This is a genomic window from Luteolibacter sp., assembly GCF_058122085.1.
Genome location: NZ_JBIKBQ010000024.1, coordinates 1 through 14894, shown reverse-complemented (window position 1 = coordinate 14894; position 14894 = coordinate 1). Strand labels below are relative to the sequence as shown.

15 protein-coding genes, 1 tRNA gene and 1 pseudogene are annotated in these 14894 nt (G+C 61.4%); 10 read left to right on the top strand and 7 right to left on the bottom strand.

Going from position 1 to position 14894, the window contains the following annotated elements; all coding sequences use genetic code 11:
- Positions 1–58: 58 nt before the first annotated feature.
- Complete coding sequence (locus AC4DF4_RS05350) at positions 59–634, top strand: RbsD/FucU domain-containing protein (RefSeq protein ID WP_490047077.1); 576 nt, start codon at positions 59–61, stop codon at positions 632–634.
- Between the two features lie 19 nt (positions 635–653).
- Positions 654–944 carry a ribonuclease III domain-containing protein gene (locus AC4DF4_RS05345; protein WP_490047076.1) on the top strand — a complete coding sequence of 97 codons (291 nt, stop codon included), beginning with the start codon at positions 654–656 and terminating at the stop codon, positions 942–944.
- Between the two features lie 6 nt (positions 945–950).
- Here the strand turns inward: AC4DF4_RS05345 and AC4DF4_RS05340 are convergent, their stop codons facing one another.
- Both AC4DF4_RS05340 and AC4DF4_RS05335 read right to left on the bottom strand, forming a co-directional pair.
- Positions 951–2036 (bottom strand): PIN/TRAM domain-containing protein, encoded by a 1086-nt coding sequence (locus AC4DF4_RS05340; RefSeq protein ID WP_490047075.1) that lies wholly within the window; start codon positions 2034–2036, stop codon positions 951–953.
- A 77-nt stretch (positions 2037–2113) separates the two neighbouring features.
- The gene (locus tag AC4DF4_RS05335; protein WP_490047074.1) at positions 2114–2323 is read right to left on the bottom strand and encodes an RNA-binding protein; all 210 of its coding nucleotides are present in this window, start codon (positions 2321–2323) and stop codon (positions 2114–2116) included.
- Between the two features lie 110 nt (positions 2324–2433).
- On the opposite strand from AC4DF4_RS05335, the gene AC4DF4_RS05330 reads away from it, so the two are divergent.
- Both AC4DF4_RS05330 and AC4DF4_RS05325 read left to right on the top strand, forming a co-directional pair.
- Positions 2434–3495 carry a tRNA-dihydrouridine synthase family protein gene (locus tag AC4DF4_RS05330; protein WP_490047073.1) on the top strand — a complete coding sequence of 354 codons (1062 nt, stop codon included), beginning with the start codon at positions 2434–2436 and terminating at the stop codon, positions 3493–3495.
- Between the two features lie 48 nt (positions 3496–3543).
- The gene (locus AC4DF4_RS05325; protein ID WP_490047072.1) at positions 3544–4254 is read left to right on the top strand and encodes a YebC/PmpR family DNA-binding transcriptional regulator; all 711 of its coding nucleotides are present in this window, start codon (positions 3544–3546) and stop codon (positions 4252–4254) included.
- On the opposite strand, the gene AC4DF4_RS05320 is transcribed toward AC4DF4_RS05325, so the two are convergent.
- Complete coding sequence (locus AC4DF4_RS05320; protein WP_490047071.1) at positions 4238–5953, bottom strand: hypothetical protein; 1716 nt, start codon at positions 5951–5953, stop codon at positions 4238–4240. The genes AC4DF4_RS05325 and AC4DF4_RS05320 overlap by 17 nt on opposite strands.
- A gap of 190 nt (positions 5954–6143) precedes the next feature.
- Here AC4DF4_RS05320 and AC4DF4_RS05315 point away from each other — a divergent pair.
- The 3 genes from AC4DF4_RS05315 (at position 6144) to AC4DF4_RS05305 (ending at position 8156) form a co-directional block, all read left to right on the top strand.
- Positions 6144–6217: transfer RNA gene (locus AC4DF4_RS05315), tRNA-Arg, on the top strand.
- A 181-nt stretch (positions 6218–6398) separates the two neighbouring features.
- Positions 6399–7640: a tyrosine-type recombinase/integrase gene (locus tag AC4DF4_RS05310; protein WP_490047070.1), complete on the top strand. Its 1242-nt coding sequence runs from the start codon at positions 6399–6401 to the stop codon at positions 7638–7640.
- 144 nt (positions 7641–7784) lie between these two features.
- Positions 7785–8156, top strand: a complete 372-nt coding sequence (locus tag AC4DF4_RS05305; protein WP_490047069.1) for a hypothetical protein — start codon at positions 7785–7787, stop codon at positions 8154–8156.
- Between the two features lie 88 nt (positions 8157–8244).
- Here AC4DF4_RS05305 and AC4DF4_RS05300 read toward each other — a convergent pair whose 3' ends face one another.
- Positions 8245–8865, bottom strand: coding sequence for a hypothetical protein (locus tag AC4DF4_RS05300; RefSeq protein WP_490047068.1), 621 nt, complete (start codon positions 8863–8865; stop codon positions 8245–8247).
- A complete protein-coding gene (locus AC4DF4_RS05295; protein WP_490047067.1) occupies positions 8780–10321 on the bottom strand; it encodes a family 78 glycoside hydrolase catalytic domain in 1542 nt (513 codons plus the stop codon). Before AC4DF4_RS05295 ends, AC4DF4_RS05300 begins: the two co-directional genes overlap by 86 nt.
- Before the next feature lie 12 nt (positions 10322–10333).
- Here AC4DF4_RS05295 and AC4DF4_RS05290 point away from each other — a divergent pair, with 12 nt between their 5' ends.
- The 3 genes from AC4DF4_RS05290 to AC4DF4_RS05280 all read left to right on the top strand — a co-directional run bounded on the left by AC4DF4_RS05290 (position 10334) and on the right by AC4DF4_RS05280 (position 13601).
- Positions 10334–10639 carry a hypothetical protein gene (locus tag AC4DF4_RS05290; protein ID WP_490047066.1) on the top strand — a complete coding sequence of 102 codons (306 nt, stop codon included), beginning with the start codon at positions 10334–10336 and terminating at the stop codon, positions 10637–10639.
- A 95-nt stretch (positions 10640–10734) separates the two neighbouring features.
- Complete coding sequence (locus AC4DF4_RS05285) at positions 10735–12270, top strand: DUF6807 family protein (protein ID WP_490047065.1); 1536 nt, start codon at positions 10735–10737, stop codon at positions 12268–12270.
- A gap of 17 nt (positions 12271–12287) precedes the next feature.
- A complete protein-coding gene (locus AC4DF4_RS05280) occupies positions 12288–13601 on the top strand; it encodes a Gfo/Idh/MocA family protein (RefSeq protein WP_490047064.1) in 1314 nt (437 codons plus the stop codon).
- 158 nt (positions 13602–13759) lie between these two features.
- Here the strand turns inward: AC4DF4_RS05280 and AC4DF4_RS05275 are convergent, their stop codons facing one another.
- Both AC4DF4_RS05275 and AC4DF4_RS05270 read right to left on the bottom strand, forming a co-directional pair.
- Positions 13760–14008, bottom strand: a complete 249-nt coding sequence (locus AC4DF4_RS05275) for a hypothetical protein (protein ID WP_490047096.1) — start codon at positions 14006–14008, stop codon at positions 13760–13762.
- A 151-nt stretch (positions 14009–14159) separates the two neighbouring features.
- A pseudogene (locus AC4DF4_RS05270) lies at positions 14160–14612 on the bottom strand (sulfatase-like hydrolase/transferase); the annotation flags it as partial.
- Positions 14613–14894: the final 282 nt, after the last annotated feature.

Genomic DNA, 14894 nt, shown 5'->3' with positions numbered 1-14894 from the left:
TTGCTTTCATCTCAGGCCGCGCGTTGACAGTCGGCGGCCGAAGGCCTACGTAAACGCCATGGTTTGTTGTCGCGGTTTTCTTGCTCTCGGGGCGGCGTTTCTCTCGCTGGGTTGTGCGAGTATTCAAAAGGGTCCGCCGTGGCACGCGGCGGTGGACCGCCAGGCGGGGCAGCTCGGTTACCGCAATTGGATCGTCATCGCGGAAGCCTCGTTCCCGGCGCAAAACCGCCCGGGAATCCGCCAGGTGACTGCTTCCGTCGAGGTCCCGGAAGCCCTCGACTACGTGCTCAACGCGCTCGAACAAACAGAAAACGTCAGGCCGCACATCTATGTGCCGCGTGAGTTGCGCTCGGTGGAAAACGACTTCGCCCCCGGAATCGACGAGCTTCGCAAGCGTCTCAAGGATTCGCTCCACGGCCATGAGACGGCCGAGCTCGAACAACAATCACTGCTCACCCTGCTCGAGGACGCGAACCGCAGCTTCGACGTGCTGGTGATCCGCACGACCACCGCGCTGCCATACTCGTCGGTTTTCCTCGAACTCAAGCCGGGATACTGGGACGTCGATTCGGAAACCCGGCTGCGCGAGAAAATCGAGCGCGAGCGGATGCAAAAAATCGTGCGGCCGCTCTGAGATCATGCATTCTCCCCGCGTGAGCCGCAAAGACGAAGAACTCCGCCAAGAACGTGAAGCAGCCTGGGTCGGTGACGCCGTCCTCGCGCTTTTTGCCCGCCAATTCGTCCTGCGCGAGCGCAACTCCATGGACGGCGAGTGGTTCACCCGCCTGACTTCCAACGATTTCCTCAGCGCCTTCGGCAACCCGACGCGGGTCGAGGCGTCGATCGGGAAACTCTATCTGGAAGGCGGCCTCGCCGCCGCCAACGCGTGGATGGACGCAGAACTCATCCCGCTGTTCCGCAAGCAAATCGCCAAGCGCGGTTAGGCCGTCTTAACCCGCCTTGTAGAGCTCGGCGAAGACGATCATCCCGCTCGTCGTCTGCAAGGTGCTGACCACGACGACATCCGCCGTGGAACCGATCTTGGCCACGGCGTGGTTGGCCACGATCATCGTGCCATCCGGCAGATAACCGACCGCCTGGTGCTCTTCCTTGCCGGTGCGGACCAGCGCGATGCGGATTCTCTCGCCCACCGCCACGGCGGGTTTCAGCGCGTCGTCGAGGTCGTGGATGTTGAGCACGTCCAGGCCTTGGATCTTGGCCACCTTCGCCAGGTTTTCATCCACGGTCATCAGTCGCGCACCTAACAAGCGGGTCGTTTCGATCAGGCGGGAATTCACCGGTTCCGGCTCGGCGGGCGTCAGGCTGTCGTGAATCGAGATCTGGATGTCGGAGGCGTTTTGCATCTGTTCGAGACTGTTCAATCCCCGCTGCGCGCGTTGGCGGTCGGCGCTTGAACCGGCATCCGCCATGGTCTGTAGCTCATCGAGCACGAAGCGCGGAACGATCAGCCGCCCATGGAGGAAGCCCGAGCGGAGGATTCCCAGCGCCCTGCCGTCCATCACCGCCTCCGCATCGAGCACCACCGGCTGCCCGGAAGAAGCGTCCTGGCGGAAGCGCACATACGGGATGATGAAGGCGAACTCGTCGCGGTTGCTCCGTAGCGCCAGCACCGCCCCGAGAAAGCCGAGGCTCGCGAATAAAGTGACATCGATGGTGAGGCGCAACGCGTTCACCAGCACGTCGAGCTGGACGGCGGAGACGCCCTTTTCGTCCTGAAGCTTGTCGCGGAACGCCAGTTCCAGCAAATTTGAGATTTCCACCCGCGTCAGCAGCCACGCGCAGAACAATCCGACTCCGAGCCCGAAGCTGGCGGTGGAAAAGCCGCGCAAGGTGAAGCCCTTCATCAGCGACTCCACCCAGATGAAAAAGCCCGCCACGCCGAGCCCGCCGAGCAATCCGAAGACGATCGAGATGTCGAGCGTGCCCTTGGTACTCAGGGCGATCGCCACGCCCGCGGCTTCACAAACCAACAAATAAGTGAGACGCGCGACGTTGACGGATGGGTGTGCTGCCATGGAAAATCCTGTGCGCCAAACTCTCCAAATCCCCACCCTTCAGCAAGACCAAAGCGGCGGGAAGGAGCCCGCCCGCTTCACTCCTGCTCGTCCGCCGTGGCTTTGATGTCCGTCAGCGCCGCGATGAAATCGCCGAGGATTTCGGCCGGCACCATGATCGTGTCACGATTCCCGCCGACGTCTTCGGTGATCTTCACGACCATGCCGCGCACGTTCTTTTTGAGATCGAGATAAAAGGTCTTCCGATCCGCGAGGATTTTTTCCGTGTGTAATAAGTCAGTGTCCACTTGGTTTTTTCGTGTTGTTTAACCTATCCAAAGAGGCGGTTCCAGAGCGGGAATGTCAATGGAATTTCTTGACCCGCGGTGAAGGCCGCTGTGCCATCCCGCCCCGTCCCATGCGCGATTTCCTTCCCGTCAACCGACCCGCACTGGTGCTTGCGCCGATGCAGGACGTGACCGACCTGCCATTCATGCGGGTTATCGCGCGGCGGGGCGCGCCGGATTGGTTCGTCACGGAATACTTCCGCGTCCATCCGGATTCCTGCCTGAACCGCTATATTCTCCGCTCGATCGTTGAGAATGAAACAGGCAAGCCGGTGTTCGCCCAGATGATCGGCCGCGACTTGCCGAGCCTGACCCGCACCGCGCGGGAGCTGGCGGAGTTGCCCGTCGCCGGCATCGATCTGAACCTCGGCTGCCCCGCGCCGATCGTCTGCCGCAAGGACGCGGGCGGCGGACTGCTGCGCAATCCGGAAACGGTGAACCGCCTGATCGGCACGCTGCGCGACGCCATCCCCGGGAAATTCACCGTGAAAACCCGCGTCGGCTACACGACTGCCGAGGAATTCCCCGCGCTGTTGGAGATTTTCCGCAGCCACGCCATCGACGGCCTCACCATCCACGGCCGCACCGTGGTGGAGCGCTATCAGACGCCGGTGCATCCCGACCGCGTGCGCGCGGCGGTGGAGGCGATGCCCTGTCCGGTGATCGCCAACGGCAACGTGGTCGATGCCGAGACCGGGCTTTCCTACCTCGCGCAAACCGGCGCGGCGGGCCTGATGGTCGGCCGCGGCGCGATCCGCAACCCGTGGATCTTCTCCCAGCTAACCGCCGCCTTTGAAGGCGCGCCCGCCGCCGCGCCGAGCCACCGCGATCTCTGGCAATACGTGCTCGAACTCTCCGACGAGATCGCCCGCGAGACCCCGAAGTTCAACCCGCTCGCCCACGTCCAGCGGATGAAAAAAACGCTCGCCTACATCAGCCACGGCCTGGCGGGCGATTTTGAATTCGACATGCGCCGGATGAAAACCCCGGCAGACTTCCAGGAAATCTGCCGCCGCCATCTCGACCACGACCTGCCGCTCGCCGCCAAACCGCCTATCGGCTCCAAGCTGTTCTGCGGCTTCGAGGCGCTGGGTGCGAGCACTTCGCTTGCATCTGCCCGCCCGCCTGCTTAGATCTCCGCCCCGGTGCCTCACCGGCCAACCTTTAACCGACCGAAAACCATGGGAAGACACTTCGAATGCCGCCGCCGGGCTAAGGAATCGCGTTGGGCCACGATGTCCAAAGTTTTCCCGAAGCTGGCCAAATCCATCACCATGGCCGCCAAAAGCGGTGGCCCGGACCCGGAATCCAACGCGACGCTGCGAGTGGCTATCAACAACGCGAAGGCCCAGAACCTCTCGAAGGAAAACATCGAGAACGCCATCAAACGCGCCGCCGGCAAGGACGCCGCCGACATCACGGAAGTCACCTACGAGGGCAAAGGCCCGCACGGTTCGCTCTTCATCGTCGAGTGCGCGACCGACAATTCCAACCGCACCATCGGCAATCTGAAAATCATCTTCAACAAAAACGGCGGCCAGCTGGTGAATGCCGGCCAGCTCGATTTCATGTTCACCCGCAAGTCGGTCATCGAGTTCCCCGTGCCCGCGGGCCGCGATCTCGAAGAACTCGAACTCGAACTTATCGACGCCGGACTCGAAGAACTCTCGGTGGATGATGGCGTCGTCTCGGTGATCGGCGAATTCAGCGCCTTCGCCAGCCTGAGCCACGCGGTCGAGGCGGCGGGGATTGTTCCGACGAAATGCAGTCTCCAACGCCTGCCCACCCAGCCCATCGAGCTCACCGAAGAGCAGATGGAGGACGTGGAAAACCTGTTGGACAAGATCGAGGACGACGACGACGTGCAGGCGGTGTTCACGAATCTGGCTTGAGTGCCGCGAGCTTTTTCTCAACGCGCTCGAGGTCACGCTTGCGGGGACCGGTGATGCCCTCCTCGCGCAAGCATTCGGCGGCGGCCTCGTAATTTCCGGCGAGCTCCAAGACGAGTCCCTTGTCGCGGGAAAAGTAGTTCCAGTGAATCGCGTGCGCCTTCGGATCGAGACCGAGGCGCTTCATGTAGGCTTCCAGACGGTTGATCTCCCGCAGGCCGATGGCCGGGCTTTCCTGATGGGCAAGGGCGATGGCGTAGCGCCCGGCGCACGCGACTTCCGCCAGCGCGAAATGGCCGGTCGGCAGTTCCCGCGCCGGGGCGAGCAGCCGGTTCTTCGCATGAAATCTAGCTGCTGCTTCCGGCCACGCATTGCGCTGCCGGTCGATCACCGCCTGCCAGTTTTCCCGGGAAATGTCCCGCTTGTCCAACTCCCACAACGCCCGCGCCTGCGTCGGGTATTGCTCGAGCACATCCGCCATCAGCCGGTCCAGATCGTGCCACAGAAAGGAACGCTTCGCCGAGAGCAGGATGAAAATCCCCAACAGCAGCGCCGCCGGCAGGCGCGGGGAAATCCCGCCGCAGACCGCCCGCCAAGCGGCCGCGAGGACGATGGCCGCGCCGAGACAAAACCACGGCAGCCCCGGATAGATCCGGTATTCCGGCATGAACTCCGGGATCGCGTAGAAAACCCGGAAGAGAATCGTCGCGACATACAAAAACAAACAAACGCCAAACAACCGCGTCGATTTCCGCCACGCGAGCACCACGCTGAAGGCCGCGAAGGCCAGGAAACCCGCCGCCGCCAGCATCGCACCCTTGTCCGGGATGTTCCAAAACGGCGATCCCGGCGGGACCAGCGTCTCCGCGATGTGGTGGTCCGCGCTCAATCCCACCGGGATCACGCTGCGCCAGCCGAATTCCCAGAACACCCTCGACAGCGTGTATGCATGGCCGATGAACCGCGATTCCGTCCACTGGTGAAGCGAGTCCAGTCGCATGTCCAAACGTCCCACCACCCACAGAAATTCGAGGGCGACCACGAGGATTCCAGCACTCTGCCACGGATATTTCCGGATCAGGCTGACATGTTTTGGCTGGAAAAACACCAGCGCCACCGCGCCGACAGGCATCAGTGCATGAAACAATCCCGGCCCTTTGGAAAACGTCGCGCCAAGGACGAAAACCACGCAGCCCGCCAGTTTCCAACAGCCGCCTTCCCTCAGAAATCCCAGCACCGCCCAAGCCGCCAACAGCGAAAAAAGCGTCACCCACGCCAGATCCTGAGACCGCGCGTAATTCGGAATCTCACTCGCCAGCGGATGCACCGCGAACAACAGGGCCCCGAACAACGCCACGCCCGCCGGCCAGCGGCCGCGCAGGAAATCCCGCCCGAAGCCGAACAACACACAAGCCACGGCGGTGTGCAGCATCCAGTTCACCGCATGGAGCCCCACCGGCGACATCCCAAACAGCCGGTATTGAATGATATAGCCAAGACAGGTCCATGCATTCCAACTGGTTCCCGTCAAATCCCCCGTCAGGACATTGTCGCTGTCCAGGATTCCCGGGAAATCATCCAGAAAAAATTGAGCGCCCAAGCACCACAAATGCGCCAGCGCGCTGGCCGCGATGATCCACAGAAGAGGCATCCACGCCCAGCCACCCTTATCCTCCGCCGGTTTTCCATGCTCCTGCTTCACCCTCGGATTCTAGCAATCCAAGCACCTGCCCCCGCAATCCTCATTTTTGGAAGTCATTGTTTTTCGCCCGTTTCCCCGGTCAAGAGGGCGGGTCACGGGACGTTCCATGGTCCCCCAGGAAATATTCATGCCGAAATTCTTGACAGCCGCTTGAAAAATCGGCTTCTTTCCGCCCCGCGCACGCCGCAAGGCACCCGTAGCTCAATTGGATAGAGCGTCTGACTACGAATCAGAAGGTTAGGGGTTCGAGTCCCTTCGGGTGTATTTTTTATACTCCATTCAAAATCAATGGGTTGGCTTCTGAAAAAGAGGCCCAAATTGACACCCCCGCCCGGTCATGAATACGGGTGGTGACAAATTGGTGACAAACGCGGCTCCGGCTCTGCCAACAAATTCAAAGCCAGCGCGTTGCGGCAGGAGGAAGAAACAGGGGCCCGTCGCGGTCGTGAAATTCGGTTCCGCGGCGGTTCCGGTTTACCGCATGGAATCCGGCGGCAGGGTGCGTTTCGCGGTCGCCTATTATCGGGATGGCAAGCGGCTGAGGCAGGTCTTCCAGACACTCGATGCGGCTAAGAAGGAGGCGCAGCTCGTGGCGCAGCGAATCCAGTCCGGCATGCAGCAAATGACGGACCTGAAACCGCATGACCGCGAGACCTACCTCGCCGTGCGCAAAATGGCGGATGAAGCCGGGCTGCCCTTGGTTTCCGCCATGGAGGATTATTTGCGCGCACGCAAAATGGCCGGGACGGAATCCCTTGCCTCGATGGCTGCCGAATACTCGAAGCATTTCGGCAACGTCACCCGCCGCGCCACGGTGCCCGAGGTCGTCGCCCAGCTTCTCCAATCCAGAAAGCAGGATGGTTCCGGCAAGCGCCATTTGGCCCAGCTCCGCTCGGTTCTCAACCGCTTCGCCACCGCCCACCCCGGCCAGATTCTGGACATCACCTCGTCGGACATCGATGCCTGGCTGCGCGGCTTGAACGTTTCACCGAGTTCCCGCAACTCAATGCTGCTTTACGTGAATATCCTTTTCTCCTTCGCACTGGAGCAGAACTACCTGCCAGAGGGCAAACCCATCGCGTCGAGCCAGTTGCGGAAGGTGAAGGTCAAGAGCGGCGACATCGAAATTTTCACTGCCGCCGAATTCCGCAAGGTGATCCATGCGGCTCCGATCCACCTGATTCCCCTGCTCTCGATCAGCGCGTTCGCCGGCATCCGGTCGGCCGAGCTTGCCCGTCTGAACTGGTCGGCCGTGGATCTGGACCGGCGGCTGATCGAAATCCGGGCCGACCAGGCGAAAACCGCATCCCGCCGTCTCGTGCCGATCACGGATAACCTCGCCGCATGGCTCCAGTTGTTGCCAAGGAAGGGGCGTGTGATCGCATCCAGCGAGTTCATCAAGGAAGCGACCGCACTGGCCCGCGCCCTCGGTATCGAATGGCCCCGAAACGTGCTGCGCCACTCGTTCATCAGTTACCGGATCTCCAAAGTGAAGAGCGCCGACCAAGTGGCACTCGGAGCGGGGAACTCGCCGTCGATCATTTTCAAGCACTACCGGGAATTGGTCACCGAGGAGCAGGCCGACGAGTGGTTCGGCATCGTGCCCAAGGCGGGCCAGTGGGAGAACACCTTCGAGTATGACCGCAGGACCCGGACGGTGACCCTGCCTGAAACCGGCGAGGCGTGAGAGCATCTAGCAGAGTCTGGGAAGCTGTGACAAATGGCGTCCAATACTGCTTTCACCTCGTGTGCCAAACCGCTAATCTAGCAGACAATGAGTTGCCACTTACACACCACTCGCGGATACTCCTTCCCGGCAGTATCATGCGCGATGCAGAAGGCGATCCGGCGCGGAGACGCGAAGCTGGCCGGATATTGGGCGCTTGAACTTTGGGCGAGCGGATTCGGCCAGTATGTCTGGCGGCGGCTGCTCACCGTGAGCGCGGAGGACTGCTGGGGCATCCTCACGGCGGAGGTCAAAGCGCTCCATGACAGCTACACCGAGATCAACCGCACCACCTCCGCGAAGAAGCCGAAGGGCCGCATGGGGGGTGTGCGGACATTGCTGATTGCGTTGCGATGCATGTCGAGTTTCATGCCTATTTCAACGTTGCTCATGCCTTCTGCCGCAAGCAGCAGGGCTCGGCATCTTCTTGCGATACGGTGTTCAAGAGTGCTGCGGCGCAGCAATGATTCAAGATGAAGGACTTGATCTGGTTGCAGCAAAAGAGGTTGAGCGGTCCGTGCCATGATTGAATCATAGCACAGACTGTTCCAAATGCACAGTTATTTCAAGGACGGTGTGCTAGATTGGCGTCCGAGCTGAGGCTCACGGTGCTGTTCTGGAACGCGAGTCGATTGTTCAGGTAAACGCGGGCACCGCCGGTTGCGCCGGCGCTGAAGGTGGTGGTGCCGCTGAAGGTGTTGGCAGCCCCCACATTGATGGTGCCGGTGTCGGATTCCGCAGGGCCGGCCAGGACGAGATTCTTGCCGGCGGCCCCAGCAATTACGGCGTTCACCGACAAGGTTCTCCCGGTGGTGGTGTTGGCGGCCGCTAGGAACGTATTGGCTCCGGTAATGTTCAACGTGAGCGTGTAGCTGCCACCCGCGATGACGACGGAGGTTCCACCCGACTTCTGAACGATCCCTCCAAGGATGATGTTCGCGCCGAGCGTGAGGGTTTGCGACGCGTTGTTGATTTCGGCCGTGTTGCCGCCATTCACCCATGCCACATGGGCCAGACCGCTGCCTTGATCCCAATTCTTGAGGGTGGTGTTCCAGGTGCCGTTGAAGCCGTCGCTGGTGCCATCACCGTTGGCTGCGATGTCAACGCTCCCACCGTCCCAATACCTCGTGGCGGCGTGGACCGGAGTGATCGCGAAAAGCGCCGACAGCACGGCGAGGGCGGCCATTTGCCTGCGTGCAATGAATCCCGACGGGGCTGGGGTGCGGGTGGTCATTTGGTCCGGACTTGGCGCGGATCAAGCCGGCGAGGCGGTCGCCGGCTTTCTTGCGCTCGGCGGTATCTGTTAGAAGGCCGCAGTCGAGCGCGAGCACGTAGGCGGACTGGGATTCGGGTTGGATCGAGAAGTCGCGCTTGAAGTAATCTTTGCGGAAATTTGAGCGCATGGTTTCCACCCAGCCGCGATATTTTTGGACCTCGCCTGCGAGTCCTTGTGCATCGGCCATGTCCGCCATCATGAGTGAGGTCTTGGTGAAGTAAGCCAGCTCGACGTAGGGATGAGGAGTCGGATCACTGAGGTTGAGCCAATCGCCCCACGGCGCGCCGAATGCGGATCCTTTGAGTTCCGGGTCGCGGGCCTTGCGGGCTTCCATGTAGCGCGTCATGGCCGGCCAATGGCCGGTGAAAAACGACGGGTCGCCGGTCGCCTTCCACAGCGCATGGGGAACGATCACCCCCGCGTCCGACCATGCGGTGCCATGGACGGCCCCGCCGTGGCCGAATGGATAGGGAGCGTAGGACGGATAGAAGCCCTCCTTGGTGACGGCTTCCTCAAGCTCGCGCAGCCACTTGCGGAAGAAGGCCGCCACGTCGGCGTGGATGGCGGCGGAGGCGGCGTAGATCTGCGCGTCGCCGGTCCAGCCGAGGCGCTCGTCGCGCTGCGGGCAATCGGTGGGCAGTTCGACCCAGTTCGCGCGCTGGGTCCAGACGGCGTTTTGGAAGACCTTGTTGACGACCGGATCGGAGCACTCGAATCCGGATGTTAGGGGTGTGTCGGAATGAAGCACGAGACCGATGATGGTATCGAGCGGCGGTTCCTGATCGAAGCCCGTAACCTCGACATATTGGAATCCATGGTAAGTGAATCGCGGCGACCATGTCTCGCCTTCGGGGGATCCCTTGGCGATGTAGGTGTCGGTGGCGGGCGGGCTGGTGTAGGTGACGCCGCCGTTGTCGGAGGTGAAGATGAGGATGGTGTTTTTCGCGAGGCCGGTCTTTTCCAGCGTCGCGCGGATTTCGCCGACCGAGTCATCGAGGTGCCTGAGCATCGCGGCGTAGGTCGCGTTGTCACGGCGGAGGTGTCCGCGTTGCGGCTTGCTTTGGAAATGGTTCACGGTTTTTTCCGGCGCTTGGAACGGGGTGTGGACCGCGAAGGGGCAGTAGTAGAGGACGAAGGGTTTCTGGTTTGTGGTACGGCCTTGCAGGTAAGCCACGGCTCGCGCGCCGAGGTCGTCGGTTAGGTAGGGCCGGTCTGTCGGCTCGCCGGATTTTCCGATGCGGAAGCTGCCGGGCATGGTCGGGAAAAACGGCTTGGCGCCGTTCCATTGCGCCTGCCACTTGAGGTAGGGTGAGCCGCCCGCGTCGAAGAAGGCGAGCTCCTCAAAGCCGTGCGCGGCCGGTTGCAATTCCGGTACGCCATGGCCGCCGAGGTGCCACTTGCCGAGAAACGCGCAGTCGTGTGTTTTGAGGACTTTCGGCCACGTCTAATATTTGGAGAGAATATCACAGGCCGAGGCGGTCCAGACGAATGGCTTTGGGTTGGCATTGTGGGCAGTCAGGTAATTCTGGATCGCCTCGATGAGCTCCGGCACATCCCGGAAGACGCCTCGCCTGACCCTTCATCTTTATTTAACAACACGGCCCGTGACTTTCTGTTCTTGATTCCCGACCCCGGCATGCGGGTCGAGGCCGTTAGTGTGTCGGATTTCGGGCCGTTTGAGTGAATCAATGGGACTGGCGCATGCCCAAGTCCGGGATCAACCATGAATCGTGGGCGACTTTGCAAGATTGCAAATGTGGCGGGCGTTATGTTCGGGGTATGATTCGATCGCTCGCGAGATTGCCGGTTGCGGCGATGGCGTGTCTGGTCGCCGTTTCCGCCATCGCGGATGAAACGGGCGGCTACCAATGGCGGCAAAACGAAACCAGCCTGACCCTGTGCCATGGCGACAAAACCGTCTGGAGGCTTGTGGCGAACCCGAAGGAGCCGAAATCCTATTTCCACCCGCTCGCCAGCGTGGATGGCGAGGAGTTGACCGCTTTTCAACCCGCGGACCACCCGTGGCATCATGGTTTGTGGTGGTCTTGGAAACTGATCAATGGCTTGAACTACTGGGAGGAAGACCCGAAGACCCATGTGAGCGAGGGCACGACCGAACTCATGTCCGCCACCTTCAAGCCGGCCGCGGATTTCTCCGCGCACGCCGAACTGTCCTTCAACTATCACCCGCCCGGGCAAGCGGCGGTCATGACGGAATTGCGCAAGCTCACCATCACGCGGCCGGATGCCGATGGCCGTTATCGGATCGACTGGACCAGCGAGTTCACCGCCGGAAACGCGCAGGTTGATCTCGGGCGCACCCCGCTGGCGAACGAGGAGAACGGCAAGCCCTACGGTGGCTACGCCGGTTTGTCCGCGAGGCTTGTTCTCCAGCCTGATGGATGGTCGATCCGCACGAGCGAAGGCAAAACCGGCGCGCCCGCCAGCCACGGGCAAAACGCGCGCTGGATGGATTTTTCCAGTCCCGGCGCGGGCATTACCATCTGCGATCATCCCGCCAACCTGCGTGACCCGTCGCCATGGTATGTGCATGACAGTCGGCCGATGAGCTTCTTCAGTCCGGCCGTTCTGTTCAACAAGCCGCTGGTGCTCGCCGCCGGACAATCGTTGAAACTCCGCTACCGCATCCTGATCCATTCCAAACCGATGTCCGTAGAGGAAATCGAAACCGACTCCCACGCCAATTTGTTAGACCCGGCCTCGCCGGACCGTTACGGCACGGCGGAGATCATCAAGGCGATCAAGCTCGCGCATTTTCTCGGCGTGAAACAGGTCATCACCACCGAAGGCGACCCGAAGACGGACTTCGGCCACCACCTCACCGACGACCAACGGCTCTTCAGCATCCGCGAGAAACTCCACGAGCCGATCCGCTGGGCGGAAACCTTCGGCATCGAGTTGTTGTTGGAGCCGCACGGCATCCTCACCGACACCGTGGACGGCATGTCACGCATCCTCGACGCGCTCGGCCACGAGAAAACCGTCGGCGTGAATCTCGACACCGGCAACTCATGGCTCGGCGGCGGTGATCCGCTCCAGTTTGTGAAAACCTTCGGCTCGCGCATCAAGCATGTGCATTGGAAGGACATGCCCGCCGAATGGATTCCCAAGCGCGGCACGCAGTTCGGCTGCGGCATGGGGCTCATTCCGCTCGGCGACGGCGTCGTCGGCATCGAGCCGATCGTCAAGGAGTTGCTCGCCAGCGGTTTCGACGGACCCACCACTTTGGAAATCGCCGGGGAGGAAGCTGTCAAGGTTTTCGCGGAACGCCTGCGCAAATGGTCCGCCTCATGAACTCAAATCCTCATCCCATGAACACCACCTCTCGCCGCCGCTTTCTATCAACATCCACTGCGGCACTCGCCGCGCCATTCATCCTGACATCCCGCCGCGCCGCCGCGGCGGATGCGCCCGGCCGCACGATCCGCCTCGGCCACATCGGCGTGGGCGGCCAGGGCTCCGGCCTGTTGCGGAATTTTTTGTCGATGAAAGGCGTCCAGTCTGTCGCGATTGCAGATCCTTTCAAGCCAAAGCGCGAAGCCGCCGGACAGAAGGTGAAGGCCGCACAGGGCCATGATCCGAAGCTTTACAACGACTTCCGCGAGCTGCTCGCGGATCCTTCGATCGACGCCGTGGTTATCGCCACGCCGGACCACTGGCACGTCCCGATCGGTCTCGCCGCCGTGCGTGCCGGCAAGGACGTTTACATCGAAAAACCGTTAGGGCATACGCTTGCCCAGAACAAGGCGATGCTCGATGCCTGTGTCAAACACGACCGCATTTTCCAATACGGCACCCAGCAACGCAGTCAGGAAATCCTCAGGCGCGGCATCGAGCTGGTGCTCAACGGCACCATCGGAGACATCGAGCGCATCGACATCTGGGCCCCCGCAGGCAAGGGTGGCGGGTCACTCGAAGAAATCCCCGTCCCGGACGGACTCGATTACGACCTCTACCTCGGCCCCGCGCCGATGAAGCGCTGCTCCAAGGATCGCATCAGCAGCCCGGCTTCATGGTATTGTACGGACTACGCGCTCGGCTTCATCGCCGGTTGGGGCGCCCACCCGCTGGATATATCGATCTGGGGACTCGACTACGATCAGCAGGGACCCTTCAAGATTCGCGGCACCGGCACAGCCGCCACGCCGGACGCGCTTTTCAATGCCATCACTTCCTGGGATGTGCTGATGGAGTTTGCGGGTGGTATCAAAACACACTTCATGAGCGACGACATCGCCAAGCCGATTGTGCAAACCTACCGCAAGAACTGGTGCGGAGACGGCACCACCTTCTTCGGCCCGAAAGGCTGGGTGAGCCTCAGCCGGGAGGGAGTGGCCGCTAGCAATCCCGATTGGTTCCGCGAAAAGCAGAGCGAGGGAGCCAAGCGTGTTCTTTATCAAAATAGCTACTATCAGGCCTTTGTTGACTCCGTCCGCGACCATTCACCGTCCGTCGGGCCCATCAACGATGCCGTGCGTTCGGATGCCATGAGCCACCTGTCGGTGCTCGCCATCCAGTCCGGCGGCGAGGTGGTCTGGGATCCGGAGGATTACCGTGTTGTTTCTCCGGAGGCGCTCAATGATCGCACCAGCCACCCGGTGCGAGGGGATTGGAAACAAAGCTGATGGAATCCGCTTTTGCCCCGCCATTCCTGAGTCGGCAGAATCGGCGTGTGCGACGAGGCCAATGGCAGATAGAGAAAGAACGGCGTTTGTTCCCTGGAGCGCGTGGTGATGGTTTCCGCCGCCTTGTTGCAGTTTCGAGCGCGAGTTGTAGCGACCGGTCACCGTGGGCGCGTGACGGCGCTGGAATGGTCGTGTGCAAGCAGCTCGGCGAGGCGTTTGGCGCTTTCGGCCTTTTCCGGGAAAATGTTCTGCCTTTCGCCAGGGTCTTTTGTCAGATCGAAGAGCGCGGGACGTGCGGGGGCGTCGTTCTTTTTGTTGTAGCTGCCATACCAGCCATCGGCATCGGCGAGATCGGGCATGTATTTGAGGTTGCCGCTGCGTAAGGCCAGGCTGCCGGTGCCGCTCATGAGAATGAGGTGCTCGCGGTTGACGGCATTTTTTCGCCAAGCAGGCGGGCAGGAGATTGAAGCTGTCGGGCAGCGCGTCCCCGGGCAAGGTGACTCCGGCGGCGGCGCTAATGGTGGCGGCGATATCAATGGTGGAAACCAAGTCCGCGGATACGCCCGGCTGGACGCGTGCGGGCCAGCGGACGATGAAGGGGACGCGGTGGCCGCCTTCCCAGAGCTGGGATTTCTTTCCGCTATAGGGTCCGGTGGGTTTGTGGCCGCTCTCGTCATTGACGTAGGCGCCGTTGTCGCTGCTGGAGATGACGAGGGTGTCCTTGGCGAGGCCGAGGCGGTCGAGGGTTTGGGGGATTTCGCCGATCGACGCATCGAGCTCGTGAAGCATGTCGGCGCGATTGCCGAGGCCGCTGGAGCCAACAAAGCGCGGGTGGGGGATGGTGGGCGCGTGAACGTCATGCGGGGTGAAGAGCAGGAAGAATTTCTTTTCCTTGTTGCGCTCAAGGAACTGGACGCATTCGCGGGTGTGGGTATCTGCGATCTCGGTGTCCTTCCACCAGGCGGACTTTCCGCCCTTCGACCAACCGATGCGGTTGCGGCCTGCGGCCATTTTGGTCATGTTTTGTTTCTTCGCTTCGCCTTCGTTGTAGGTGTAGTGGATCGGGTCGTCGGCATCGAGGTTCAGCAAGCGGTGATCGCGCACAAATACGGTGGGGATGCGGTCGTTGGTGGCGGGGATGCCGAAGAATTCATGGAAGCCGATTTCCAAGGGGAAATTTTTCTTTCCGTTAAATTGTTAAAATCTCAGCGGGCTGGCTGATGGACATTTGATACGAGAACTTGATCTCCCCAGCAAGCTCGGATTGCTCTTTCGCGCTGGGACGGGCCGGTG